At 48.6% G+C, this 26,723-nt stretch carries 23 protein-coding genes; 4 read left to right on the top strand and 19 right to left on the bottom strand.

Going from position 1 to position 26,723, the window contains the following annotated elements:
• Positions 1-86 precede the first annotated feature (86 nt).
• From SDE_RS19115 to ppk1, 6 genes are all read right to left on the bottom strand, one after another.
• On the bottom strand, positions 87-1,127 hold the full coding sequence (locus SDE_RS19115) for an acyltransferase family protein (RefSeq protein WP_011470129.1): 1,041 nt from the start codon (positions 1,125-1,127) through the stop codon (positions 87-89).
• Between the two features lie 108 nt (positions 1,128-1,235).
• On the bottom strand, positions 1,236-1,595 hold the full coding sequence (locus tag SDE_RS19110; protein ID WP_011470128.1) for a VOC family protein: 360 nt from the start codon (positions 1,593-1,595) through the stop codon (positions 1,236-1,238).
• A gap of 27 nt (positions 1,596-1,622) precedes the next feature.
• Positions 1,623-3,095, bottom strand: coding sequence for a 4-hydroxy-3-polyprenylbenzoate decarboxylase (gene ubiD / locus SDE_RS19105; protein ID WP_011470127.1), 1,473 nt, complete (start codon positions 3,093-3,095; stop codon positions 1,623-1,625).
• A 325-nt stretch (positions 3,096-3,420) separates the two neighbouring features.
• A complete protein-coding gene (gene rho, locus SDE_RS19100; RefSeq protein ID WP_011470126.1) occupies positions 3,421-4,680 on the bottom strand; it encodes a transcription termination factor Rho in 1,260 nt (419 codons plus the stop codon).
• Between the two features lie 488 nt (positions 4,681-5,168).
• A complete protein-coding gene (gene trxA, locus SDE_RS19090; protein WP_011470125.1) occupies positions 5,169-5,495 on the bottom strand; it encodes a thioredoxin TrxA in 327 nt (108 codons plus the stop codon).
• 190 nt (positions 5,496-5,685) lie between these two features.
• Positions 5,686-7,794 (bottom strand): polyphosphate kinase 1, encoded by a 2,109-nt coding sequence (gene ppk1 / locus SDE_RS19085; RefSeq protein ID WP_011470124.1) that lies wholly within the window; start codon positions 7,792-7,794, stop codon positions 5,686-5,688.
• A 195-nt stretch (positions 7,795-7,989) separates the two neighbouring features.
• Here ppk1 and SDE_RS19080 point away from each other — a divergent pair, with 195 nt between their 5' ends.
• Positions 7,990-10,104: an FAD-dependent oxidoreductase gene (locus SDE_RS19080; RefSeq protein ID WP_011470123.1), complete on the top strand. Its 2,115-nt coding sequence runs from the start codon at positions 7,990-7,992 to the stop codon at positions 10,102-10,104.
• 25 nt (positions 10,105-10,129) lie between these two features.
• Here SDE_RS19080 and SDE_RS19075 read toward each other — a convergent pair whose 3' ends face one another.
• Positions 10,130-12,427 carry a response regulator gene (locus SDE_RS19075; protein WP_011470122.1) on the bottom strand — a complete coding sequence of 766 codons (2,298 nt, stop codon included), beginning with the start codon at positions 12,425-12,427 and terminating at the stop codon, positions 10,130-10,132.
• Between the two features lie 88 nt (positions 12,428-12,515).
• A complete protein-coding gene (gene hemW / locus SDE_RS19070) occupies positions 12,516-13,688 on the bottom strand; it encodes a radical SAM family heme chaperone HemW (protein ID WP_193339777.1) in 1,173 nt (390 codons plus the stop codon).
• Positions 13,689-13,919: 231 nt separating this feature from the next.
• Here hemW and traF point away from each other — a divergent pair, with 231 nt between their 5' ends.
• Complete coding sequence (traF, locus tag SDE_RS19065; protein WP_011470120.1) at positions 13,920-15,206, top strand: conjugal transfer protein TraF; 1,287 nt, start codon at positions 13,920-13,922, stop codon at positions 15,204-15,206.
• A 32-nt stretch (positions 15,207-15,238) separates the two neighbouring features.
• Here the strand turns inward: traF and SDE_RS19060 are convergent, their stop codons facing one another.
• The 9 genes from SDE_RS19060 to SDE_RS19020 all read right to left on the bottom strand — a co-directional run bounded on the left by SDE_RS19060 (position 15,239) and on the right by SDE_RS19020 (position 23,138).
• Positions 15,239-16,609 (bottom strand): GGDEF domain-containing protein, encoded by a 1,371-nt coding sequence (locus tag SDE_RS19060; RefSeq protein WP_011470119.1) that lies wholly within the window; start codon positions 16,607-16,609, stop codon positions 15,239-15,241.
• Positions 16,610-16,654: 45 nt separating this feature from the next.
• Positions 16,655-17,962 (bottom strand): GGDEF domain-containing protein, encoded by a 1,308-nt coding sequence (locus SDE_RS19055; protein ID WP_011470118.1) that lies wholly within the window; start codon positions 17,960-17,962, stop codon positions 16,655-16,657.
• Between the two features lie 141 nt (positions 17,963-18,103).
• A complete protein-coding gene (gene rdgB, locus SDE_RS19050) occupies positions 18,104-18,706 on the bottom strand; it encodes an RdgB/HAM1 family non-canonical purine NTP pyrophosphatase (RefSeq protein WP_011470117.1) in 603 nt (200 codons plus the stop codon).
• Positions 18,707-18,751: 45 nt separating this feature from the next.
• A complete protein-coding gene (locus SDE_RS19045; protein ID WP_011470116.1) occupies positions 18,752-19,192 on the bottom strand; it encodes a DUF4426 domain-containing protein in 441 nt (146 codons plus the stop codon).
• Positions 19,185-19,781: a methionine biosynthesis protein MetW gene (gene metW, locus SDE_RS19040; protein ID WP_011470115.1), complete on the bottom strand. Its 597-nt coding sequence runs from the start codon at positions 19,779-19,781 to the stop codon at positions 19,185-19,187. Before metW ends, SDE_RS19045 begins: the two co-directional genes overlap by 8 nt.
• Before the next feature lies 1 nt (position 19,782).
• Entirely contained in the window at positions 19,783-20,928 is a 1,146-nt protein-coding gene (metX, locus tag SDE_RS19035; protein ID WP_011470114.1) for a homoserine O-succinyltransferase MetX, read from the bottom strand.
• Between the two features lie 33 nt (positions 20,929-20,961).
• The gene (locus SDE_RS19030) at positions 20,962-21,552 is read right to left on the bottom strand and encodes a YggT family protein (RefSeq protein WP_011470113.1); all 591 of its coding nucleotides are present in this window, start codon (positions 21,550-21,552) and stop codon (positions 20,962-20,964) included.
• An 8-nt stretch (positions 21,553-21,560) separates the two neighbouring features.
• On the bottom strand, positions 21,561-22,418 hold the full coding sequence (gene proC, locus SDE_RS19025; protein WP_011470112.1) for a pyrroline-5-carboxylate reductase: 858 nt from the start codon (positions 22,416-22,418) through the stop codon (positions 21,561-21,563).
• 39 nt (positions 22,419-22,457) lie between these two features.
• Positions 22,458-23,138, bottom strand: a complete 681-nt coding sequence (locus SDE_RS19020; protein WP_011470111.1) for a YggS family pyridoxal phosphate-dependent enzyme — start codon at positions 23,136-23,138, stop codon at positions 22,458-22,460.
• A gap of 176 nt (positions 23,139-23,314) precedes the next feature.
• On the opposite strand from SDE_RS19020, the gene SDE_RS19015 reads away from it, so the two are divergent.
• Together SDE_RS19015 and SDE_RS19010 are read left to right on the top strand one after the other, a co-directional pair.
• Entirely contained in the window at positions 23,315-24,349 is a 1,035-nt protein-coding gene (locus tag SDE_RS19015; RefSeq protein ID WP_011470110.1) for a type IV pilus twitching motility protein PilT, read from the top strand.
• A 34-nt stretch (positions 24,350-24,383) separates the two neighbouring features.
• On the top strand, positions 24,384-25,526 hold the full coding sequence (locus SDE_RS19010; RefSeq protein WP_011470109.1) for a PilT/PilU family type 4a pilus ATPase: 1,143 nt from the start codon (positions 24,384-24,386) through the stop codon (positions 25,524-25,526).
• Positions 25,527-25,549: 23 nt separating this feature from the next.
• Here the strand turns inward: SDE_RS19010 and ruvX are convergent, their stop codons facing one another.
• Positions 25,550-25,978, bottom strand: coding sequence for a Holliday junction resolvase RuvX (gene ruvX, locus SDE_RS19005; protein WP_011470108.1), 429 nt, complete (start codon positions 25,976-25,978; stop codon positions 25,550-25,552).
• A 57-nt stretch (positions 25,979-26,035) separates the two neighbouring features.
• Entirely contained in the window at positions 26,036-26,647 is a 612-nt protein-coding gene (locus tag SDE_RS19000; RefSeq protein WP_011470107.1) for a YqgE/AlgH family protein, read from the bottom strand.
• Positions 26,648-26,723: the final 76 nt, after the last annotated feature.

The raw sequence follows: 26,723 nt of genomic DNA, 5'->3' as shown, positions 1-26,723 counted from the left end.
GATAAAAAATTATATGCAAGAATTTGGCTTATGGGCGGGCACCCCTACTACCACCCTTTGCGAGTGGTAGATGTTTACACAATGATCTAACTTCCTATTAAACTGCGGCTGTATTTACCAAGCACTTTCTTTGCAAGCCAAGTAGCTACCACGCAAAACAAGATACACGCGCAACCGCGCACAAACCAAAGGCCTAAACTACCTTCGAAGCGTTGATGCCCCAAAATAATATAAACCGCTGCGAAGAAATACACATGTATAAAAAACACGGTAAAGCTAATATCTGCTAAATAGTTAATCGGCTTTGTTGCAAGTTTAGGGTAGCGTAAGTAGATACCAATCAAGAAGAAGCACAATAAGGTTTTTTGCAGTAACAACCAGTCTATATACCCCTTTGACATATCGAACATGTGCTCTGTTTTGTAAATGCCGTGGTGTTCATTAATAAAAAGTTGGCAAAGAAAAATAGCGGCTAACAGTAGGCCAATAGCCGGTGCATGTTTGGTTAACACTGGGTCGAGCTTTTCGCGGAACTGGGCTGCAAGCATGCCCGTTATGTAAATAGGTAAAAAATACAAAAAAGCGCGCAGCGGAGAAATAATAGGAAAGGGTTCGCGATGCACAGCCAAAGCCAGTACGTATAACGGAATGAGCAGCCAGTACGCTTTAGGATATTGGTTACACAATGCAAATAGCGGGGCGCCAATAAAAAATAGCGTAATCATAGGGATAAACCACAGTGCGTAATTTATGTGCCCACCACCAACAGCGTAAAACCAAAGCACTTGTAAGGGTGTGCTGGCGTCTTCAAGTTGGGTGAACTTATCGCTGGGCGAGCCAATAAAAATTTCATAGGCAATAGCCGGAATAGATATGAGTAGGTAGGGCGTAATTACGTTTTTTAACTTTGCTTTAAGATACTTAGGGTAGTGGTACTTAGGTAGTAGGTATTGAAATAGGTAGCCTGCTACGAATACAAACAATATGGTTCCATTACTTAACAATTCTATTAGAAATGTAATGGTTGGTTGATTGTTGCTCCAGTTAAATTGAAACCAAAGCGCGTGGCCAAATACCACAAATAAAATAGCAATGCCACGCAAGCTATGAATATGATTTAAATGCAAACTTATTGTATCCGTAGGTAGATCGCTGCGCTGTTACTAGGTGAGCTAGTGGCAGCGAGAGCGCTAGTATTTGTGTTGTGATAGTGATTAAACGAATGCTGTGTGGCCTTATATATCAGACCATACAGCAAGCTCATTACCGCCAGGCTCTAGAAATTGAAAGCGGCGACCACCAGGAAAGGGAAATATTTCTTTAATCACTATGCCGCCCGCCGCAGTCACGCTTTGTAGTGTTGCTTCTAGGTTTGCGCTATACAGCACTACCAGCGCGCTGCCGTTTTCTGTGCGGGCGCAAGTATCCGCTTGATAAAAACCACCGTCGAGGCCGCCTTCTTCTATGGCGCTGTATTCGGGGCCGTAATCTTTAAATTGCCAATTGAATACGGTTTGAAAAAATAATTTGCTCGCGCTTAAATTTTTAGTGGCAAATTCCACATAATTAATTTTGTGATGGTTTAGTTCAGGCATAGCGTGTCCTATTGCGTAAGCGCGTATTTATTTATCGTCGATGCCGAGCTTATCCCAGATAGCATCTACTTTATTTTTAACTTCTGCAGTCATCTCTATGGTGGTGCCCCATTCGCGATTGGTTTCGCCAGGCCATTTATTGGTAGCATCTATGCCCATTTTCGAGCCTAGGCCAGAAACAGGCGAAGCAAAATCCAAATAATCGATAGGTGTGTTGTCTATCATGGTGGTATCGCGCATTGGGTCTACACGTGTTGTCAGTGCCCAAATTACATCGTTCCAATCGCGAGCGTTTACATCGTCGTCGGTCACAATAACAAATTTTGTGTACATAAATTGCCGTAAGAAAGACCATACTCCCAGCATTACGCGCTTGGCGTGACCAGGGTATTGTTTTTTCATGGTTACCACTGCCATACGGTAAGAGCAGCCTTCGGGTGGCAAGTAAAAATCGACAATTTCAGGAAACTGTTTTTTTAATATAGGCACAAACACTTCGTTAAGGGCAACGCCTAATACTGCGGGTTCATCAGGCGGTCTGCCCGTGTAGGTGCTGTGATAAATAGGGTCTTTGCGGTGGGTAATGCGCTCGACAGTAAACACCGGAAAGCTGTCCACTTCGTTGTAGTAACCGGTGTGGTCGCCAAACGGCCCTTCGTCAGCCATCTCACCTGGGGCAATATGGCCCTCTAAAATATACTCGGCACTAGCCGGCACTTGTAAGTCGTTGCCGCGGCTTTTGGTTACTTCGGTTTTGCTGCCGCGCAATAGGCCGGCGAAGGCGTATTCACTGAGTGTATCTGGTACTGGGGTTACTGCGCCTAGAATGGTTGCTGGGTCTGCTCCCAGTGCCACAGAAACGGGAAAGTTCTCGCCCGGGTGTTGCTGTTGCCACTCTCTAAAATCTAATGCACCGCCGCGATGGCTTAACCAGCGCATAATAAGCTTATTCTTGCCAATTAATTGCATGCGATAAATACCGAGGTTTTGTCGGTCTTTATGCGGGCCTTTGGTAACCACTAAAGGCCAAGTAACAAGCGGTGCTGCATCCCCTGGCCAGCAGGTTTGAATGGGTATTGCGGTTAAGTCTACGTCTTCGCCGCTCACCTCGAATTCTTGGCAGGGGGCATTCTTAATAAGCTTGGGGGCCATATTAAGTACTTGTTTAAAGATGGGCAGTTTTTCCCACGCATCTTTCATCCCTTTGGGGGGCTCTGGCTCTTTCAAAAACGCGAGTAGCTCGCCTACTTCGCGCAAAGCGCCAACATTCTCTTGCCCCATGCCCATGGCTACGCGATCGGGCGTGCCGAATAAATTAGCCAGTACGGGTGTAGTGTGCCCCACAACATTTTCAAACAACAAGGCTGGCCCACCTGCACGCAGGGTGCGATCAGAGATTTCGGTAATCTCCAAATACGGGTCCACTGGGTGACTAATACGTTTAAGCTGCCCTTTTTCTTCTAATAGGGCAATAAAATCTCGTAAATCCTTAAAGGCCATAATCTTCTCGGTTTGCCAGCTTTGTGGGTGCAATTTGGGGTTATTCTAACGTTTATTGGGTGTGATCTGTATCCTTTATCAATATTGCTCTAAGCGTGTTTGATATAGGTAGGTATTTAGTATGTGATTGGTTATCGAGTAGTGGTATGTGGTGAGATAATAACGTCTGTTAAGCCAATTTAAAGTAAGTAGATTTACCTGTGATTGGGGGCCGTGTAGCTGGTTACCTGCCTAAGCTTTTGTTTGGTCGCGTTTTAAAAAGCGGCGAGTAGAAACAAAAAAGCCGCGACAGTGCGCGGCTTTGACTTTCATTTTTACTGCTTGCTTACTTCGAGCGCATAGACAAGAAAAACTCGTTGTTAGTTTTGAAGTCTTTTAGCTTGTCGGAAAGGAATTCTGTGGCGGCTACGTCTTCCATATCGTGGAGGAGTTTGCGCAGAATCCATACGCGAGATAGTTCCTCTTCTTTCATTAACAGGTCTTCGCGACGGGTGCCGGAGCGACGGATGTTAATGGCAGGGTAAACGCGACGCTCGGCAATTTTGCGGTCGAGGTGCAGTTCCATGTTACCGGTACCTTTAAACTCTTCGTAGATAACTTCATCCATTTTAGAGCCGGTATCGATAAGTGCGGTAGCCACAATAGATAAGCTGCCGCCTTCTTCAATGTTACGCGCAGCACCGAAGAAACGCTTTGGGCGCTCTAGTGCGTGGGCATCAACACCACCGGTAAGTACTTTACCTGATGAAGGAATAACGGTGTTGTAAGCGCGCGCCAAACGAGTGATGGAGTCGAGCAGAATAATTACATCTTTTTTATGCTCAACTAAACGCTTAGCACGTTCAATAACCATTTCGGCTACTTGTACGTGGCGCGAAGGTGGTTCGTCGAAGGTAGAGGCAACCACCTCGCCGCGCACAGAGCGCTGCATTTCGGTTACTTCTTCTGGGCGTTCGTCGATAAGTAAAACAATTAAATGGCACTCAGGGTTATTGCGCGTAATAGCCTGCGCAATATTCTGCATCATGATGGTTTTACCAGCTTTAGGTGGTGCAACAATCAAACCGCGCTGACCTTTACCAATGGGGCTTACTAGGTCGATGATGCGGCCGGTTAAGTCTTCGGTAGAGCCGTTACCGGTTTCTAACTCGAGGCGTTCCTGAGGGAATAGCGGAGTAAGGTTTTCGAAGAGAATTTTGTTGCGGGAGTTTTCTGGCTTGTCGAAATTAATTTCGTTTACTTTAAGAAGGGCAAAATAACGTTCGCCTTCTTTAGGGGGGCGAATTTTCCCCGCTATGGTATCGCCGGTGCGCAAGTTAAAGCGGCGAATTTGGCTGGGGGAAACGTAAATATCGTCTGGGCCAGCTAGGTAAGAAGCGCCTGCAGAGCGCAAAAAGCCGAAGCCATCTTGCAGTATTTCTAATACACCGTCGCCGTAGATATCTTCACCGCTGCGGGCGTGGCGTTTAAGAATGTTGAAGATGACGTCTTGTTTGCGGGAGCGCGCTAGGCTCTCCATGCCCATTTCTTTTGCAAGATCGATAAGTTCTTCAATGGGTTTTGATTTTAAGTCGGTAAGATTCATACGAATTTTTGATTTAGGTGAAGGTGAGTTAGACGGTTCTTGGCTGAATGCCGAATCGAAAGTTAATTGCTCTGAATGTTGATGCTTTTGTTTTTTTGATCGCGCTTGCAAAGATTACCCCTAGGGATTATCTGGCACTCGAAAGTGTGAAAAATTGGAAACGTCCGAGGGTTGGATCAAACAAATTTTCGTTCAAACATTCTGTCGTGCTGGGGATAATAGACTGCAGGAAGGATGAACGGAAAAAATGAAACAGCTTCAAATAGGCTAGTGCTAACAGGGTGCTTTTGGCTGGGTGTTAACAAAACGCTTGAGATGTGTCGCTAGAAGCTGCGCGATCACTGAATATTTCCAGTATAGCCACAAACTTTACAGAGTGCAAAGTGTTACTTTTGATTTATTGCAGGAAATGTATACGGTGATGCAGAAGACGCCGAACCATTAACCGTGGCGTCAGGTGAGCGGGGTTTTACCCCCGCTTTGCAACCTTATAGGCTCGCGTCGATAAACTCTTTAAGTTGAGCTTTAGATAAAGCGCCAACTTTAGTGCCTTCTGCGTTGCCTCCTTTGAACATAATCAAAGTAGGAATGCCGCGAATGTTGTATTTAGCCGGTGTTTCTTTGTTGGCGTCTACATCCATTTTGCAAATTTTAATTTTGCCTTCGTATTCTTTTGCTAGCTCGTCAAGAACGGGGGCGATCATTTTGCATGGACCACACCACGCTGCCCAGTAGTCAACTAATACAGGTATATCGGAGGACAATACGTCCTGCTCAAAGCTAGCATCGCTTACTTGTACGATTGCTTCACTCATAATTATCTCCAGTGGTAAGAATGGTTGTTCACATCGAGTTTAGATTAATTTACGTGGGTACTAGGTAAATTGCACCAATTTGGTATGTGAAACACTGTTGTGTATTTTTGGAAGAGGCCAATCATAAGGACAGCGTGCGCCCAGCACAAGCCTCTACGTATGTTGATTTTCAGTATTTTGGGGCATTCCACTAATTTGCAAGTTTCTGTAGCAATTCTGCTTGCGCTGCACGGCTTTCTTCGGCCTCCACGCGGGTGTAAACCCCTTCTTTATCCAGTTCCCAACGCTGATTTGTATCATTTATATACAGTTCAAGCTCTGTCAGCACCCGCTGCGCGAGCTCGGGCTGGCAGATAGGGAAGCAGGTTTCCACGCGGCGGTTTAGGTTGCGCTCCATCAAGTCGGCGCTGGCACAATAAACGTTATATTCGGCATTGGCGAAGTAATAAACACGGGTGTGCTCTAAAAAGCGGCCAATAATAGAGTGCACGCGAATGTTTTCGGACACCCCAGGTATGCCTGGGCGCAAGCAGCACATGCCGCGAATAATCAAGTCGATTTGCACGCCTTCCTGCGATGCTTTGTACAGCGCTTGTAAGGTTTTTGGCTCGGTTAAGCCGTTGCATTTAAGAATAATGCGCCCCTGCTTGCCTTCGCGTTGGGCCTGTACTTCGCGGTCAATCAAACGCAATAGCTGGCGTTTAAGGGTAAAAGGCGCATGTAGCAGTTTATCCATGCGCTCGGTTTTGCCCATACCGGTAAGTTGCTGGAATACACGGTGTACGTCGGCGCCCATCACTGGGTCGGCGGTTAGCAGTGAGTAGTCGGTGTACAAGCGCGCGTTGCCGCTGTGGTAGTTACCGGTGCCCAAATGCACATAGCGTTTTAGCTCTGTGCCGTCGCGTCGCACAATTAATATCATTTTTGCGTGGGTTTTGTAGCCCACTACGCCGTATACCACCACGGCTCCCGCTTCTTGCAGGCGGCTTGCTAGCTCGAGGTTTTCCTCTTCGTCGAAACGGGCGCGCAATTCTACAACGGCGGTGACTTCTTTACCGTTGCGCGCGGCGTCGATAAGGGCATCCACAACCGATGATAAGTTGCCCGTGCGGTAGAGGGTTTGCTTGATGGCTACTACGTTTGGGTCTTTGGCGGCTTGACGCAACAACTGCACTACCGGCGCGTACGACTCGAATGGGTGCAATAGCAGGTAATCTTTGCGTGCAATCGCATCAAAAATGTTGTCTTTACGGCTCATACCCTTGGGCATGCTGGGGGTAAACGGCGGGTAGAGTAAATCTGTGCGGCCCACCATCGATGGCACGCGCATTAGGCGCTTGAGGTTAACTGGCCCGTCTACACGGTACAGGTCGTCTTCGGTTAAGCCAGTTTCTTTTAATAAAAAGTCGGTAAGTTCGCTAGGGCAGTTGTCGGCCACTTCTAAGCGTACGGCGGTACCAAAGCGGCGAGAGTGCAATTCACCGCGCAGGGCGCGGGCTAAATCGGCAATACCCTCTACGTCTACGTCGAGGTCGGCGTTGCGGGTTAAACGAAACTGGTAGCAGCCTTTTACTTCCATGCCGGGGAAGAGCTGGTCGGCGTGGGCGTGAATCATCGACGACAAGAAAATAAAGTTGTGGCCGGGGTTGCCCAAGTCTTCTGGCAATTTGATGATGCGTGGCAAGGTGCGCGGTGCAGGCACTATCGCGTAGTTTAAATCGCGGCCAAAGGCATCTTTACCTTCTAGCTCTACAATGAAGTTAAGACTTTTGTTTACTAATCGCGGGAAGGGGTGCGCAGGGTCTAAGCCTATGGGGCTAATAATGGGCAGTACTTCGGTTTCAATAAAGTTGTTTACCCACGCGCTTTGCTCATCAGACCATTCGCTGCGACGCAAAAAGCGAATATCTTCTTTTTCCAATGCAGGAAACAAGATGTTATTCAGTATTTCATACTGTTTTTCCACCGTTTCGTGGCAAATACGGCTAATTTCGCGCAGGGTTTCTTTGGGGTGTGCGCCGTCTAAGCCTGCGGTTTCACGCTCAAACTTAATACTTTGCATGAGGCCTGCAACGCGAATTTCAAAAAACTCATCGAGGTTTGAGCTAAAAATAAGCAGAAACTTTAGCCGCTCTAAAATGGGGTGGCTTTCGTCTAGCGCTTGCTCCAGTACACGTTGATTAAAAGCTAAGTGGCTGAGTTCGCGATTGATATAGTACGCGGGGTCATCCAAACTGATACTGGGTGCAGAATCATCTAATTCGGGTAGGTCGGAGTCTGCAGAGTTCATTTCAATCATAGTGTGTGTTACCAGCGGAGGAATGTCATAAAACCGTTATGGTATGTACGGAGTATGACAAGAAAAGTACGCAGAGGTCGGTAGTTTAAGAAACCATTCGGCTCAACGGGGTCCAAAACCCATTACGTTTTGCCTAAGTTTAATCTGCGCGGGCTAAATATTCACGTTTTTCAACATTATTAAGCAAAGGTTTGCATGACCCCTAAAAAAATTGGAGTGCTGTTAGTTGTTGCGCTGTGTGTATGCGCGTTCTTTTATTTTGATTTAGACCGCTATATTGCCGTGGGTTTAATGCGCGATTGGGTGGCGCAATCGCCGGTTATGGCATCCACCATTTTTGCCCTACTGTATTTTATGGTTGCCGCACTTAGCTTACCCGGTACTGGTGCCATGACGTTGCTGGCCGGTGCTGTGTTTGGGTTGTGGTGGGGCTTTTTATTGGTGAGCTTCGCCAGCACCATTGGTGCCACGGTTAATATGTTGGTATCGCGGCTTTTGCTGCGCGATTGGGTAACCCGTCGTTTTCGCACAAGCTTAGAACGCGTTAACGAAGGGGTAGAGCGCGAAGGCAGCTTTTATTTGTTTTCTATTCGCTTAATTCCCTTGGTGCCCTTTTTTGTTGTGAACCCCGTATTCGGTTTAACCAATATGCGCGCAACAACCTTTTATTGGGTAAGCCAAGTAGGCATGGTGCCGGGCACATTGCTGTATGTGAACGCGGGGGTAGCGTTAGGGGCGTTAGATTCCATTTCTATGGGGGCAATTTTCACCCCGCAAATTATAGGTTCTTTGGTTTTACTTGCTCTGTTTCCATGGGTGGCAAAAGCGATTGTGGAAGCGGTTAAACGCAAGCGCACCTTGGCTAAATATAAAAAGCCCAAGCACTTTGATGCCAATTTAATTGTGATTGGTGCTGGCAGTGGTGGTTTGGTGGCGGCTTATATTGCCGCGGCGGTTAAAGCAAAAGTGATATTGGTAGAAAAAGATTTAATGGGCGGCGACTGCTTAAATACCGGTTGTGTACCGAGCAAGGCACTTATTAAAGCCGCTAAAGTGGCCCATCAAACACGCAACGCGCAGCACTTGGGGATAAACGCCCAGCCAGAGATTGATTTTGCCAAGGTGATGCAACACGTAAAAGGCGCGGTTAAGCAAATAGAGCCGCACGACTCGGTGGAGCGCTACACCTCTTTGGGGGTAGATTGTGTGCAGGGTGAGGCCGAAATTATTTCGCCTTATGAAGTAAGGGTGAACGGCAAGGTGCTGGCGGCTAAAAATATTATTGTGGCAACCGGCGCGGCGCCGAGCGTGCGGCCAATTGAAGGTTTGGACACCATTAATTACCTCACCACCGATACTGTATGGAACTTAACTCAATTACCTAACAGGTTAGTCATTGCCGGCGGCGGCCCTATTGGCTGTGAAATGGCGCAGGCGTTTGCGCGCCTTGGATCGCAGGTAACGGTGGTGCAGCGCGGTGATCAACTGTTGCCAAAAGAAGATGCCGATGTGGCTGAGTTTGCATTAAATACGCTGCGCAATGAAGGCGTGGAGGTTTTATTAAACGCCGAGCTTACCGCCGTGGCCGCAGGCGAAGGTAAAAGTGTGTTAACGATTAGCCAAAACGAAAACACACAACACCTAGAATGCGACCAATTACTGCTAGCCCTTGGGCGCACGCCGCGGCTGCAGGGTTTTGGATTAGAAAATATTGGTGTGGCGATTTCCGAGCAAGGCAAGTTACTGGTGGATAGGTTTCTGCGCACATCCATTCCAACGGTATATGCCTGTGGCGATGTGATTGGCCCCTACCAATTTACCCATGCGGCCAGCCATCAAGCGTGGTATGCCAGTGTGAACGCTTTGTTTGGCGGGTTTAAATCGTTTAGCGTGGATTACAGTGCGCTACCTTGGGTTACGTTTACCGACCCAGAAATAGCGCGCGTTGGTGCCAGTGAGATGGACCTGAAAAAGCGTGGTGTTCACTACGAGGTAACGCGGTATTCACTCGTAGAGTTAGATCGTGCCATTGCAGAAGGCGAAGCGCACGGTTTTGTAAAAGTGCTTACCGAAGAAGGCAAAGATCGCATTTTAGGGGCGGTAATAGTGGGCAGCCACGGTGGCGAAATGATCACCGAATTTGTGTCGGCTATAAAACACGGCAAAGGCTTAAACGCTATTTTAGGTACGGTACACAGCTACCCAACCTGGAGTGAGGCCAATAAAGCGGCAGCGGGTAAATGGAAGCAGGCCCACGCACCGCAGCGCTTATTACAGTGGGTTGAAAAGTTTCACCGCTGGCAACGTTAAAGCATTTGTGTCGCTCGATATTTGCCTAGCTCGCAATTTGTGGCGCTAGCCCAGCAGTGGTGAGCGCTTCGCTAAGCTTTTCCATAGTCACGGGCTTGCTTAAGTAATAATTCATTCCACTATCAAACACGCGCTGGCGGTGCTCGGCTTCTACGTGGGCTGTTAGCGCAATAATTGTGGTAGCGGGCTGATTGTTATTCGATTCCCAAGTACGAATACTGCGCGTGGCTTCAAACCCATCCATTTCCGGCATTTCACAGTCCATAATAATTAAATCGTAAGGCGTGGGGCTTTCGGTAACTGCATTGAGTGCTTGTAGCCCGTCTTCGGCAAATTTGGGGGCAATATCAAACTTGGCGAGCAAGCCTTCAATCACCATGCGATTAACTGGGTTGTCTTCGGCTACCAATACATGCAGTGGGCCTTCGCTTACGGTGGTCGCCTGCGTATTTGTTTTTTGCTCTTCTACGACGGTGTGTGTAGGTTTGGTTTGCAGCAAGTTTTCTATTTTATGTATAGACAGTGGGTAGGGTAGAAGCGCGGTTATGGTATGTAATCTGTCTTCTGGTAATTGGCTTTTACGCACTTTGGTAACGAGAAAAATAGGGGTTGAGCTGTAAGCGGCGAGGGTGCGAACTTTATCTGCCACATCAAGCCCAGGCATATCCTGTAGGTCTTGGCTAAGTATAATAAAGTCGTAATGATGTTGCCCGCTAATTACTTCTAGCGCCTTCTCGCCACTGTGCACAATTCTGCAGGCGATGTTCCAATCTGCCGCATGGCTGGCGATAACCTTCTCGACAATTTTTGATTGATTAACAACGAGTAATTTTTTACCTGCTAGCGATTGGGGCGGTTGCTCGTTAATTGCCTTTTCTACATGGGTAAATACTGCCGAAAACCAAAATGTTGAGCCGGCTTTTTCTCTGCTGTAAACACCAATTTCACCGCCCATCATTTCTGCAAGCTGTTTACATATTGTCAGCCCCAAACCTGTGCCGCCAAATTTGCGCGTGGTGGAGCCATCGGCTTGGCAAAAGGCGTCGAACAATTTTTCCTGTTGATTGCTTTCTATCCCAATACCGCTGTCTTCTACCGAAAAGTGAATCATGGGTAGGTCGGCATCACTGGCGTTAACTTGCCTAGCTTCTACGTAAATATGGCCTTCACTGGTAAATTTAAAAGCGTTGCCAATGAGGTTAACCAGCACTTGTTTTAAGCGTGTAGGGTCACCCATAAGTTGTTTGGGTGTATTGGGGGAAATACTGCAAATAAGCTCTATGTTGCGCTTGTCGGTAGAGGCGCTAAACATTTGCACACAGTCTTCGAGCAGCTCTTCTAAATCGAATTGCATATGCTCTAACGACATTTTACCCGCTTCAATTTTGGAGTAATCGAGAATGTCGTTAATTATATTCATTAACGAATCGCCAGAGCGCTCGATAATGCCTAAATAGTGGCGCTGTGAATCGTCCAGCGTGGTATCGCGCAGCATTTCCACCATACCTATTACACCGTTCATGGGGGTGCGAATTTCGTGGCTCATGGTGGCAATAAATTGGCTTTTCGCGCGGTTAGCGGCTTCTGCTTCTTGTACTAGTCGGCGGGTTTCTATTTTTTCTTCTTTTTCGCGCATTAGCGCTAATTCTACGGTGCGACGTTGCTCTCTATCTTCCAGCATGCTTAAGCGTATTCGCTCTAGCGCTTGTAATAAGCTGTCGAGCTCGTCCTGTGAGTCCGCTGCACGTTTTTGCGGTTGACGACTTTTTTTGGGCAGCAGCGAACGGTTGAGGTTTTCTAAATTCAAGGTGCGCGCGGCAAAGTTAAGTTGCAATAATTTACTTACAAGTGCGAGGCGCACATAAAGCAGCAGTGCGCCTGTAATGAGTAATATGCCCACCAAATCGATAACTAAGCGCTCTAAAAAAGCCGTCATGCCAGTGGAAACTTGCATTTCCAGCACCCAGCCTGCGTCGAGCGGTTCTCTGAGGGTACTAAACCCTTCTGAGGTGGCGTAGTTGAGGGAAGTTTTTTCTTGGCGGCTGCTCGGGCCAATTAGGGTGGCGCGTTTAATAATGGATTGCGCGACAAGATTTGTTAAACAGTGCTCAAGCACTAATTGGTTGCCCGTTTGAATAGCCTGATTTAACTGCTGGCGCGCGTTTTTAGTGGCGGTAGCAATATGCTGCTGGTGCTTATTGGTGGCTATCGACCACTCCACTGCACTTACCCATGCTACCGCTACAGCGGCGGCTATCACAATGGTGATATAAGCCTTCGCGGTAAGGGGCAGGTTACGCACGCGTTGGAAAAGCAACAGCATAAATATAGGGGCATCATTAATAAAGCATGTCTATCAAGTGTAGCAGCCAATTTGCGCCCCTATAGGCGGGTTTGGAATAGATTTGCAGTTACAAAAAACGCTCTAGGATGGCGTTGAGGTAGCGGTGGCCAAGCTCTGTGTTGGCTAGCGTGTTGGGGTTGTCAATCATCAGCCCCTGTGCGCGCAGGTCGGCAAGTGTTTGGGCTAGCGGTTCTAACGCTAAGCCCGTTCTTTCGAAGTAAGTACTTGCTTTAACGCCATCCATTAGCCGCAGGGCGTTCATCATAAACTCTAACGGTAGTTGGCTCGGGTCGATAAGGCTTTGCTTGGCGCAAAATGGGTTGCCATTGGCGGTACTTTTGGCTGCGGCTAAGTAATCTTTGGGTAGACGCGTTTTTCGGTTGCGGCTAATTACTAGGCCATTGGGGGTAAGCGTGGTGTTTTTACCGTGCGCACCGGCGCCAATGGCCAAGTAATCGCCAAACTGCCAGTAATTTAGGTTGTGAGCTGAGCGCTTGGCGTTTTGGGCATAGGCAGAGGTTTCGTAGCGCAGGTAGCCTGCACTTTGCAGCGCTTCGTGCCCTAGCTCTTGAATGGACTCGAGCGTGTCTTCTAAGGGTAATACCGGCGTGTGGGAATAAAAGTGGGTGTTGGGCTCAATGGTAAGCTGGTACCACGAAATATGCTCTGGCCCCAAACCAATAGCTTGTTGTAAATCACTTAACCCTTGCTCTGGCGTTTGCTCGGGCAGGCCGTGCATTAGGTCTATATTTATATTGTTAAAACCCGCATCGCGCGCTAATTGGAAGGCATTGAGTGCTTCATCACGGCCGTGAATACGCCCTAAGCGCTGCAGGTGGTCATCGTTAAAGCTTTGTACGCCCAGCGACAACCGGTTTACTCCCTCCATGCGCAAGCTGGTAAAGTTGCCGCGCTCTGCTGTGCCGGGGTTGGCTTCTAAAGTTATTTCTGCCCCAGCTTCGAAGCCTATTTTATCTGCTACAAAGGCCAGCAAGTCGCCAATGGCCACGCCGGGGAACAAGCTCGGTGTGCCACCGCCAAAAAATACACTGTGAATTTTGCGCCCCTGCACCTGATCTAGGTCGTGCAGCAAATCTTGTTTTAAGCAGGCGAGGTAGTCGTCAATGGGCAATTCACTGGGCGCCGCATGCGAATTAAAATCGCAATAGGGGCACTTTCTTACACACCAAGGTATATGCACGTAAAGGGAAAGTGGCGGCAAGGCAGTTGGTGTGGGCATGGCGGGGGCTCTGTAATCTGTAGTCGGCATTCTAACATGTTCTGTTTTTTTCGCCTGTTGCGCGCTAAGCGCTGGTGTTTAGTGAGATCACTTGCCAGAATGTGACCGGTCGCGCCTTCGCATATGCTATAGGTGTTTAGAATAAGTTATGTGCTGTTGTGAATCTCGACGAGCCACATTTTAGAGCAACACTTAATAGCCACTTTTTTATAGTAATAGCTGGATGCCCCTATGAAACCTACCTTCCCCATTTTACGAGCTAACCTTTTGGCGGCTGCTACTGCCGCGTGCATGAGTGCTCCTGCTTGGTCTATTAGTTACGGTACTTACGATGCGAGAGCCATGGGGATGGGCAGTGTGGGAGTGGCTGCGGGCAACACCGAAAATGCTATTTTTTATAACCCTGCATTACTTGCTTTGCACGACGGCGACGAAGATAGCAGCCGCGATGGCCGTTTATTTGTCCCCATTGTTATTCTGCAAGCCAGCGGCGCATACAGCGAAGCGGTGGATATAGCCGACCAAGATTTAGACGGAGCATTAAGTTCTGCAGTAGATAACTTTAACGCCAATCAAGATGCCGCAAGTGCAGGCCAAGTATCTGCAGCGCTTACCGATTTAGATGGTGCCATTGATGACTTGGCCAACGAAGATATTGGCTTAGATAATTTTATTGGTTTTAATATTAGCGAACCTGGCGACAGAGAAGGCGGTGCATTTTTCTTTGGTACGCGCATTATGGCGGGTGGTCGAGCTACCGTGCCCGAGCAAGATCGCGCCGTTGTAGACCGCTACCAGAGTGCAATGGATATTATTGCCGCCGGTGGCACCCTTGCCGATATCGACCCCGAGTTAGTTGATGACGATGGCAACCTCATAGACCCAAATGATTCCCTTAGCTCGTCGGTAGATATTGGCGCAGTGGCGCTTACCGAATGGGGCGTTGCGTTTGCGAAAGAAATTGACGTAATGGGTTTACCTGTTTCGTTTGGTGCAACGCCAAAAGCGGTAAGGGTAGATGTATATCGCGAGTCGCGCGGCTACAGCGACGGCGATTTGAATTTCGACGACAATTATAAATCCCATTACACCATCAATGGCGATATTGGCGTGGCTGTTGAGTTTGCCAAACACTACCGTATAGGTATGGCCATTAAAGACGTGGTGCCACACGATTTTCAATCTACCAGTGTGGATGAAGTTACCCTGCGCCCGCGTTCGCGCATGGGGGTGGCCTACACCAATAGCCTATTTCAAATTGGTGTAGATATGGATCTAAATGAAATTGAACCCCTTGCGGGTGAGGCACCCTACCAAGATGCAGCAATCGGGGTGGAGTTTACCCCCTTTTGGGGTTGGGATTTTCGCGCAGGTTATCAAATGGATATGACCGGTGTACGCGATTACTCTTACTCTGTGGGATTGGCGTACAAGGTAACGCGCTTTGTGTTTGAGTTCAGTTATTTGAAAGGCTCGGCGAGTGAAGGTGGTGGCGTGCAGTTGGGCTGGGCATTTTAATTCTTCGCTGGAAACTATTTCTAAGGTGATAGCTAAACGTTAGTGTGCTGGGCGAGTACAGTACAATTTCGCCCCTGCTTTTTAGCCTCGTAAAGCGCGCTATCTGCTCGGTTAAACGTTTCTGTAAAGGTTTCTCCTGCCTGTACTTCACCCACACCAAAACTGGCGGTAACTTTTAGTTGCGGATGTAGTTGTGGATGTAGTTGCTGGTTTAGTCGCGGGCTATTTGTCGAATTTTCTAATTCGAATTGTGTGCCCTCAATTAAAAGCCGCAATTTTTCTGCCAGTAAAAAACCATGCTGCGCGTCGGTATGCGTGCAAATTATTATAAATTCCTCGCCACCCCAACGCCCCAGAAAATCGTTTTCGCGAATGTTTGCTAATATTGTGCGGCCAAGTTTGCTAAGTACCTTATCGCCAACGGCATGGCCTTCGGTATCGTTTATACGCTTAAAGTGATCGATATCTGCAATGATAATGGTGAGCGGTAGCATTAAAGCTCGCTGTTCGAATAAGTTGGTAATAATGCGGTCTATGCCAAACCGATTGTAGGCGCCCGTGAGTGAATCTGTAGTAGACAGTTCTTCGAATTTAGCGGCCTTGTTTTGCAGTTGGTTTTTATCTGCCTCGAGCATGCTTACGCGTTGTAAATAGCGCCTATTTTTTTCACGTAAATAAATCAATCTGCGCACAGTTTTGACGACAATAGTGAGCATCCAAATGCTCATTATTATTAAATACCAGCTTGCGCTAGAAATATAATGCCCCTTAAACACTATTTTTTTAAAGTGAATAGTGTGCTCGCCGTAGGGTATTGGCGAGCCGAAATCAAACCCCATGCCGGTTATATTAGAGAAGTCTAAGTGGGATTGTGCGAGAGGAATATCGAATTGATCTAGCCACCAATCAGCCACTACCAGTGCACTAAGTGGCACGTCTACCGGTTGGGTTAAATCGCGAGTGCGCAGGTTTATGGTGTTGTACTTGGTGCTGTTAAAGTCACCTACGTTAGAATAATCTGGGTGAAAGTTTCGCGCGTAGAAGCGAATTTTACTGGCTGAGCCTTGGTAGTCGATATCTAAGTGTACGGTATCGTAGTTGTGCAAATTAATGCCATTTTCCCATTTTGGCCATTCATAAAAAGCAATATCTAAACCGCAGGCAGTTTTTTCTGATGCGGGTGTGATTGTGCAGCGCATTTTCATTGCATCTTTGTCTACCCAGTCGGCTTCTTCGCCGTACTCGTACCCCTTGCCCGAGTAAAGGTTAAGTTGGGTATGTCCCTTGCTACCCGTTATTTCGTAAGTTTTAAGAGGTAACCAGCGATGGCTTACCGCAGCCAGCACTGTAAGTAACACAGCAGCGAGCTGAATGTTATGGCGATGGCGGCTATAAAAACTCATAGCGCTCGCAGTGTGTGGGGTAGTAGCTGCATCGCTTTTTTTGCCTTAGTCATTAAACTGTGCAACGGTGCAATTGCGGCCGCCACGCTTGGCGCTATACAAGCATTTATCTGCGCGCGCTAAGGCGGCATCTAACGATTCGGGTCGTTGAATTTCGGTTACGCCGCAGCTAATTGTTACCATTATGGGTTTGTTATCGCCTAGGGCTGTGTTAGAAACCGTTGTGCGAATTTTTTCGGCGAGTAGCTCTGCTTGGTTTAAGTTAGTGTGTGCGCTAACCACAATAAACTCTTCGCCTCCCCAGCGCCCGACAATATCGTTTTCGCGAGTATTTCTGCGCAATAAATCAGAGAATTGGGAAAGTACTTCATCACCCATTTGGTGGCCTCGACGATCGTTAATACGTTTAAAGTGATCTATATCAATAAGTATTACCGAGATCTTTGTGTCGGGGTTAGCCGATTGCAGCATTGCATCGTAACTTAACTTAACGCCATGCCGATTGCGTATGCCGGTAAGTGCATCGTTGGTAGATAAAACGCGAAAATGTTCTTTTTGGTCGGCTAGCTCTTGGTTGGTTTTACTTAAATCGGTCACCACCCGCGCAAAAATTTTGTTGCGGCGGTAAAGCTTGATTAAGCGCGCAATTAAATAAATAAAACTGGCAGCTAACCAAAACCCTAAAATACTTAAGTACCACGCGTAACGGGGTACTAAGGGGCCCACAAATTCAAAGCGCTCTACAGCTAACTGGTGCTCACCGAGGGGTGTGGGGGCGAATACTTCAATCCCTATATTTACTACGTTATCGAATTGCGGTTGGGCTTTGTCCCTGGGTACATCAAATTGCTCTTTCCACCACTCTGCAACTATAAACTCGCTTAGCTTAATTGTTTGGGGGGTACCAAGTTCGCGGGTTTTAATATTTACCGAAATATATTTGGCTTTAGCAATATCTTTGGTGGGTTCGTTAGCATCCTGATTGCGTACGTAAATGCGTAGGGTGCTGGCCTCGCCTTGGTACTGCACGTGAAATTTCAAATGGTTGTAGGGAGTTAGATCCAAACCTGTATGAGTGTAGGGGTCGAAGGCGAAATGTACGCCACAGTATGGGTAAGCATAGCCCTCGGCGATGGTGCAGCTTAGGTGGTCGGTCTTTTTATTTACCCAGCGTGCGACACTGTTACCGCCTATATCGCTATCCGCCATAAGTACACGCTCGAACCGTGGCGACGGTGCGAACTCAAGGGTGCGCTTGGGCAAAAAATCGTAGCCTAACAACACCAGCACAGTTAATAGCAAAGCTAAAAACTGTACGCGAAAGGAAGCCAGCGACCTGAAGGTACGAGTCATAGGGTAAATGGTGCCAAATTAAAACTTGTGAGAGTACTACCAAGCTTAGTATGCGCAGGCCAGCCACGCTAGTTTGTAGTGGCTGTTTTATCTTGAGGGGTGGGCCGGAAGTGGAGGGAGCTGGCGGGTGCTCGCAGCGAGCTATTTAGCCTGCTGCGCGCGAATTTGTGCTAACAACGCCTGCATGGCAATTGCGCGATGGGAAATACTGTTTTTTACCTCTGCAGGCAGCTCCGCACTGGCGCACTGGTGGCTTGGCACCCAAAACAAAGGGTCGTAACCGAAGCCACCTTCGCCGCGCGGCGCGGTAAGGATGGTGCCCTCCCAAGCCCCTTGGCAAATAATAGGTGTGGGGTCGGTGGCGTGGCGCATATACACCAACACGCACTGGTAGCGCGCGGTGCGTTCAGCTTCGGGCAAACCTTCGAGCTTTTCTAGCAGTAGGGCATTGTTTTTGGCATCGGTTGCCCCTGGCCCACTAAAGCGGGCGGAATATATACCCGGCTGGCCGTTAAGCGCATCTACTTCTATGCCCGAGTCATCGGAGATTGCCGCAAAACCTGTGTGGGCACAGGCGTTGCGGGCCTTTAATATGGCGTTTTCTACAAAGCTGAGCCCAGTTTCTTCGGCGTCGGGTACGTTGTAGGCCGACTGTGGCGCCACATCTAAATCGAATTCCGCCAAAATACGTTGGAACTCACGCAGTTTGCCAGCATTGCCGCTCGCGAGTATTACCTTTTGCATAGTGTGTTTTCTTGGTTGCAATTAAACGCTAAATTGAGAATGCTTTTAATCGGAAATGACTTTATCTGTAAATTTAATGGTGTGTGGTACCGTTTCGTTGGGCAGTAATACACTTAGTTCAAAGTGTAATATTTCTTCGCCATTCACGCGCACAGGGGCTAGGTAGTACACGGTGCCGGTTTCTTTTATTTCGTTAAACTGCAGCATTTTTTGCTGCGCCATTAAATTTTTGTGGTGACCACTAAGTTTAATGGGAACGCCTCCGTGTTCACCGTTTTTACTTACCACTACATTTAATAGCCATTCGTACTTGCTGCGCTTTAATTGATAGGCGCGGGCGATATCGGCGGGCACAAAGGTGCTATTAAACAATGTGTAGTAAAGCGTGTAGTCGCCCAGCTCGAATTGTTCTTCTGCGTGACTGTTGTGGCTAATAAATACAAGGCTAAACAACAAACCAAAGGTGGCGAGGGTTTTGTTAAACATGCTTGGTTACCCTGTACAGTGCTGTTTCGCCAAGTAAATTTGGCAATAAGTATTTAATTTTGCCCGCCTGCGAGCCGCCGGCAACAACTTCGCGATTAAGCACATTTAAATTTAATTCGTGACACAAAATTTCGAAATCTTTAAAGGTACAAAAGTGAATGTTGGGCGTGTTGTACCACTCGTAAGGCAGTAAATCGGAAACAGGCATACGGCCTTTTACTAGCAAGTGGTAGCGCGCCCGCCAATGGCCAAAGTTAGGGAAGGTAATAACGGCTTGCCGGCCAACGCGTAACATTTCTAGCAATACTTTATCTGGGTTGCGCAGGGTTTGAATGGCCTGCGACATAATAACTGTGTCGAAGCTTTGGTCTTCGAAGTTACTTAGGCCGTCGTCAACGTTTTGCTCAACCACATTTATGCCGTTTTCGACACAGCGCAAAATATTTTCGGCGCTAATTTCTAAGCCGTAGCCGTGTACATTTTTTTCATCTTGCAGTGTGCGCAATAGCGAGCCGTCACCGCAGCCTAAATCTAAAACATGGCTGTCGGGCTTTATCCATTTGGCGATTACTTCGTGGTCTGTACGCATGTTACACCTCCACCCGGTTCATATAAGCAGAGAATAGCTCCCAGTAACGCAATTGATTGGGCACAAGAAACGCATCGTGGCCGTGCACAGAGTCAATTTCGCCGTACACTACGTCGCGGTTTGCGCGCATAAGCGCGGTTACAATCTCGCGCGAACGCTCTGGGGCAAAGCGCCAGTCTGAGGTGAAAGAAACCACTAAAAATTTGCAGCTAGCTTGTTTGAACGCTTCGGCTGCATCGCCGTTGTACTCGCGCGCAAGGTCAAAGTAATCCAATGCGCGGGTCATTAATATATAGGTGTTTGCGTCGAATACTTCAGAAAAAGTGCTGCCTTGGTAGCGCAAGTAACTTTCTATTTGGAATTCTACCAGTTGGTCATTGCCGCGATCGAAACTGCCGCTGCGCAATTCGCGGCCAAACTTTTTGCCCATGCCATCGTCAGACAAATAGGTAATATGGCCGATCATGCGCGCAACACTTAAGCCGCGCTTTGGCAGGGTGCTTTGTGCGAGGTAATCGCCATTAAAAAAGTTGGGGTCGCTTTGAATGGCCTGCCGTGCGGTTTCATTAAAGGCAATATTTTGTGCGGTTAAATTCATTGCCGAGGCGATAACAACGCAGTGGCGCAGGCGATTGGGGTGCTCGAGCGCCCAGCGCATGGCTTGCATGCCGCCTAGGCTGCCGCCCACAACTGCGGCCCACTGGTTAATGCCGAGGCGGTCGGCGAGACGCACTTGAGTTTCTACCCAGTCGCGCACGCGCAAAAACGGAAAGCTGCTGCCCCAGGGTTTACCTGTGGCGGGGTTGATAGATTGCGGGCCCGTGGAGCCGTGGCAGCCGCCAATGTTATTCATGCACACCACATAGAAGCGGTTGGTGTCTATTGGCTTGCCCGGGCCTACGTAGTGTTCCCACCAGCCGGGTTTTTTGTCGTCTTCGCTGTGATAGCCAGCCACGTGATGGCTGCCAGAAAGCGCGTGGCAGATTAATATACCGTTGCTTTTTTCTGCATTTAATTCGCCATAGGTTTCTACCATTAACTCGTACGAATCTAACGAGCGGCCGTTGGCAAGTGCCAACGGCTGATCAAAATGAAAGAGCTGCGGTGTAACTAACCCTACGGAATCTTCTGGAAAGGGAGCTGGCATGGGTTGATTGCTGTCCAATTATAATTGTGTGTTTTAAAAACCAATCACATAAAAAGGTAAAACGCCGGCGGAAACTGCAACACCGCCCAATAAAATTTTGGCAACGTAAATAATCATACCCAGCGCCATAACCGAAAAATCTAGCCCGCCTGCGGGGGGAATAATTTTTTGAATTGGGGCAAGCAAAGGCTGCATAAGTTGGCGCACCAGCGTAAGGGCTGGATGGGTGCTGTAAGGAGCCACAAAGCTAGTAATGACCAATACCAAAATTGCAATAATAAGAATATTGGCAACGTACATAATTAAGCCAATGGCACCCCATATCAGTAGGTACACAGGGTTTATAAAGTTACCGGTGCCAATTAGCGAGACAATTTCGCCAAACGCAATTTGTACTAGCAGTGCTAACACAATAGACGCGATATCAATGCCAAATAAACCGGGTATTACCACGCGCAGTGGTTTAAGTACTGGGGAGGTAATTTTTACGATGGCTTGCGATATGGGGTTGTAAAAATCCGCGCGCGCCATTTGCAGTATAAAGCGCAAAATTACCAGCAGTAAAAATACGCTAGCAATGGTTTCGATAATAAAAACTAAAGCTTGAATAACAGATGTAGCCATAGGGACATTTATTTCGCTAGTTCGGTGGCAAGTTGTTGCGCGCGATCGCTGCAGGCCTGCATGGCCGCGGCAAAGGTATCGCGCAGTTTGTTTTGTTCAAAAGATGCTATCGCGCGCTCGGTGGTGCCGTTGGGCGAGGTCACTTTTTTGCGCAAGGTCACTGCATCGTCCTCACTGGTTTGCGCTAGTTTGGCTGCACCCAGTGCGGTTTGCAAGGTAAGTTGCGTCGCTGTTTGTCTATCTAGGCCCATTTTTTCTGCCGCGTCTATCATGGCTTCAAAAACTAAAAAGAAATAGGCCGGGCCGCTGCCCGAAACCGCCGTAACAATGTTTATTTCGTCTTCGCTATTTACCCAAACCGCCAAGCCTACCGCTGCCATAATGGCCTGCGCTTGGTCTTTTTGTGTTTGTGCTACTGCGCTGCTGGCAAATAGGCCGCATGCGCCTAAACCAATGTGTGACGGTGTGTTGGGCATAGTGCGCACAACGGCAATGTTTTCGGCAGGTTGAGCGGGTGTAGCCAGCCAATTGGCCAAGCTTTGGCAGGTAATACCCGCCGCTACAGATAAGACAACGCAGTTGGGGTTGCGGTGCTCGGCCAGTTGCGCGCACACCTCGCGCATCATTTGCGGTTTTACTGCCAGTACCAAAATATCTGCCTTTGCCGCAGCGGCGTTGTTGTCGGCACTGTGTACTACTCCGTACTCGCTGGCTAGGCGCGCGCGATTGCCTTCGCTGGGAGCGCACACTTCGATATTTGCAGGTGCTACGCCCTGTTTAACAAGCCCAGCAATAATGGCGGCGGCCATGTTGCCGGCGCCAATAAAGGCGATTTTTGCGTCGTTAACTAAGTTTGTTTCGCTCAAGGTGTCATCCTATTGGGTAAGTGAATGGGGCACAGTATATCAGTCGCGTGCGCCAAAGATGGCGGTACCAATGCGCACAATGGTTGCCCCCTGTGCAATGGCCTGCGCCATATCGCCAGACATGCCCATAGAGAGTGTATCCATGGCACTTAATTTGGGGTGTTTTTGCAGTTGTTCAAGCAGTGCGCGCATCCGGCTAAATGCGCAGTTACCCTGCTGGTTAGGGCTGGGAATGGCCATTAAGCCGCGCAATTGCAGGTTCGGTTTATCTGCTACGTTAAGTGCGAGGGCTTCTAGCTCGTCGGGTAGGCAGCCAGATTTAGATGCTTCTTGGTCGATATTTACTTGAATACACACATTTAAGGGGGGGGTGCCCGCGGGGCGCTGATCGTTAAGCCGCTGTGCTATTTTTAACCTGTCGAGTGTGTGTACCCAATCAAAATTTTCACTAATGTCGCGGGTTTTGTTAGATTGGACTGGGCCGATAAAATGCCATTCAATATCGAGATTGGATAACGCGTTAATTTTATCCAGCGCCTCTTGCAAATAGTTTTCGCCAAAGGCGCGCTGCCCTGCCTCGTAAGCCGCTTGCAAGCGCTCGGCGGGCTGGGTTTTACTTACTGCCAGTAGCTTAATGCTGGCGGGGTCGCGTTTGGCGGCGTTGGCGCAGGCAGTAATTTGCTGGCGCACGCTTTCAATTTGGGCTTGTATTGGTTGCATAACAACTAAACTACTTAAGGTTTGAACTGTTTTGAGTTTTAACAGTGCTTAATTGCGTGGTATTCACTAATATTAGGAATACCACGTTAAGATGACATTCTACAGAATAACCACCGCGCTCGGGCCGGCATATTACGGCGCCAAGGCATAAAAACAAGTATACAGAAGGGCTGACTATGGATATTACTGAACTCCTCGCTTTCTCTGCCAAGCAGGGAGCATCGGATTTACACCTTTCGGCGGGTTTGCCGCCCATGATTCGTGTGGATGGCGATGTACGCCGCATTAACTTGCCGCCGATGGAGCACAAGCAAGTCCACGGGCTAATTTACGACATTATGAACGACAAGCAGCGCAAGGATTTCGAAGAATTCCTCGAGACTGACTTTTCGTTTGAAGTGCCCGGTGTGGCGCGCTTCCGTGTTAACGCCTTTAACCAAAACCGCGGCTCTGGTGCGGTGTTTCGTACCATTCCTTCCAAAGTGCTTACCATGGAAGAATTGGGTATGGGGCAAGTGTTCCGCGATGTATCTTCGGTGCCGCGCGGCTTGGTGTTGGTAACCGGGCCGACCGGTTCGGGTAAGTCCACCACCCTTGCGGCCATGATCGATTATATTAACGACAACAAATACCACCATATTCTTACCATCGAAGACCCGATCGAATTCGTGCACGAAAGTAAGAAGTGCTTGGTAAACCAGCGTGAGGTGCACCGCGATACCCACGGCTTTGCTGAAGCACTGCGCTCGGCACTGCGGGAAGACCCCGATATTATTCTGGTGGGTGAGCTGCGTGACTTGGAAACCATTCGCTTGGCACTAACCGCGGCGGAAACCGGTCACTTGGTGTTCGGCACCTTGCACACCACCTCGGCGGCCAAAACCATTGACCGGGTAGTGGATGTATTCCCCGCTAACGAGAAAGCTATGGTGCGTTCTATGTTGTCGGAATCCCTCGAAGCGGTTGTTTCGCAAACACTTTTGAAGAAAAACGGCGGTGGCCGTGTAGCAGCGCACGAAATTATGCGCGGCACCTCAGCAATTCGTAACTTAATCCGCGAAGATAAGGTTGCGCAAATGTATTCTGCTATTCAAACCGGTAGTGCGGTGGGCATGCAAACAATGGATCAGTGTTTGGCCGATCTTGTTGAGCGCCGCATAATTAGTCGCGATGTAGCGAAAGAAAAAGCAAAAATGCCCGATCAGTTCTAATCTGGCGGCTTTATTAACTTAAGGTGTTAACCAAATGGAATTAGATAGACTGCTGAGTTTAATGGTAGATAAACAGGCTTCGGATCTGTTTATTACGGCTGGGGTGGCGCCTTCCATTAAGCTGCACGGTAAAATTGTTCCGGTAAGTACCACGCCGCTTTCGCCAGAAAAGTCGCGCGAGCTGGTACTTAGTGTAATGAATGAAAAACAGCGCAAAGAGTTCTTAGAAGCCAAAGAGCTTAACTTTGCGGTAAGTGCGCGCGGTGTGGGTCGATTCCGTGCCAGCGCCTTTTACCAGCGTAACCTGGCGGGTATGGTGTTGCGTCGTATTGAAACCAATATTCCGCAAATTGATGAGTTGGGCCTACCCGAAATAATCAAAGAGCTGGCGATGATTAAGCGCGGCTTGGTGATGTTTGTGGGGGCAACCGGTACCGGTAAATCCACCTCGTTAGCCGCGATGATTGGCCACCGCAATCGCAACTCCAAGGGCCATATTATTTCGATAGAAGACCCGATTGAATTTATCCACCAGCATCAGGGATGTATTGTTACCCAGCGCGAAGTGGGTATCGATACCGATTCTTTCGAGGTAGCGTTAAAAAATACCCTGCGGCAGGCACCCGATGTTATTCTGATTGGTGAGGTTCGCTCGCGCGAAACCATGGACCACGCAATCGCCTTCGCCGAAACGGGTCACCTGTGTTTATGTACGTTGCACGCTAACAACGCTAACCAAGCGTTGGATCGTATTATTCACTTCTTCCCCGCCGATCGTCACCGCCAGTTGTGGATGGACCTGTCGCTCAACCTAAAAGGTATTGTGGCGCAGCAGCTTATTCCAACACCCGATGGGCAAGGGCGCAGGGCGTGTTTGGAAGTGTTTTTGAATACCCCTCTCGCTGCAGATTTAGTGCGCAAGGGCGAAGTGCACGAGCTAAAAGAGTTGATGAAGCGCTCCACCGAGCAGGGCATGCAAACCTTCGATCAGGCGCTATACGAGCTTTACGATTCGGGCGAAATTACCTACGAAGATGCGCTATCTCACGCGGATTCGCCCAACGACCTGCGCTTGATGATCAAGCTGGGTTCGGAAAGCGATGCCGATTACCTCTCCAACGCTGCGGATGAGTTAAGTATCCAAGAGGATGAAAGCAACCGCTCGCGCCGTTTCTAAATGAAAGTGCTAGGTACTTAGTTCTAGGGAGTTGGTGGGTGTTGCCGCCACCAGCTCTCTAAAATAAGCCGCGCAGCAATAGAATCTACCGGGTCGTTGGCGTAATTGCCTTTATGGCCCTCTTCCCAAGCCAGTTCTTTCGCTTCTCGCGTTGTTAGACGTTCGTCAAACATCTCTACGGGGACTCTAAAACGCCCGTGAATACGGTTGCCAAACTTCTTGGCGCGTCTGCACAACTCGTTTTCTGTGCCATCCATATTTAGCGGCAGGCCAACAATTACCGTGTCTGGTTGCCACTCCTTAAGTAGCGCCTCTATGGTGTCCCAATTTGGGATGCCCTCTTTAGCCGGAATAGTATTCAAAATATTGGCTGTGCAGGTAATGCTTTGGCCAACGGCAGCACCAATACGCTTGGTACCAAAATCAAAGGCGAGTAGAGTTTGTGACGTCATTGGGGGCGGCTATGTTTGAGGGTGGAAGTTAACAGCGAGTGTTGATCTAATAAATGGCTATGCGTGACCCGCGGTGGCAGACATTAAATGAATGTCTATGCCAAGTTGGCGCGCGGCTGCAGCCCAGCGGTCTTCCACGGGAATATCAAAAATAATAGAGCTGTCGGCCGGAATGGTGAGCCAGCTGTTTGCGCTAATTTCTTCTTCTAATTGCCCCGCAGACCAACCCGCATAGCCCAGCGCAAAAAGCGAGCTTTTGGGGCCGGTGTTATTGGCTATAGCGTGGACAATATCGCGCGAGGCGGTGAGGTTTACATCTGGTGCAATATGCATGGTGCTTTCCCATGCGCCTGAGTCGCGATGCAGCACAAAGCCGCGCTCGGTATTCACGGGGCCGCCCGCTAACACTGCACGGCCTGCCTGTTGGGCTTTATCTTGTAGTTCGAGCTGTTCGAAGATATCACCCAAGGTTAAATTCATGGGTTGGTTCACCACAATGCCCATCGCCCCTTGCGCCGTGTGGTCGCAAATATAAGTGAGCGAGCGCGAGAAAATGGGGTCTTGCAAGCCGGGCATGGCAATCAAAAAGTGATCGCGCAAGCTCACAAACTCGCCGGCAGCTTCGGGCGCGTGGTTATCGTGTTTGTCATTCGAATCTAGAGTAGCCATACACTTAGTATGCGTTCGCTTGGCAAGAAAACAAGTGGATATTGTACGAAAGGCACATAAAGCGGGATAAGCTTGG

The sequence above is a fragment of the Saccharophagus degradans 2-40 genome (assembly GCF_000013665.1).
GTDB classification, from domain to species: Bacteria; Pseudomonadota; Gammaproteobacteria; order Pseudomonadales; family Cellvibrionaceae; genus Saccharophagus; species Saccharophagus degradans.
The sequence above is the reverse complement of the archived record's forward strand: the minus strand, read 5'-3'. Positions and strand labels throughout refer to the sequence as shown.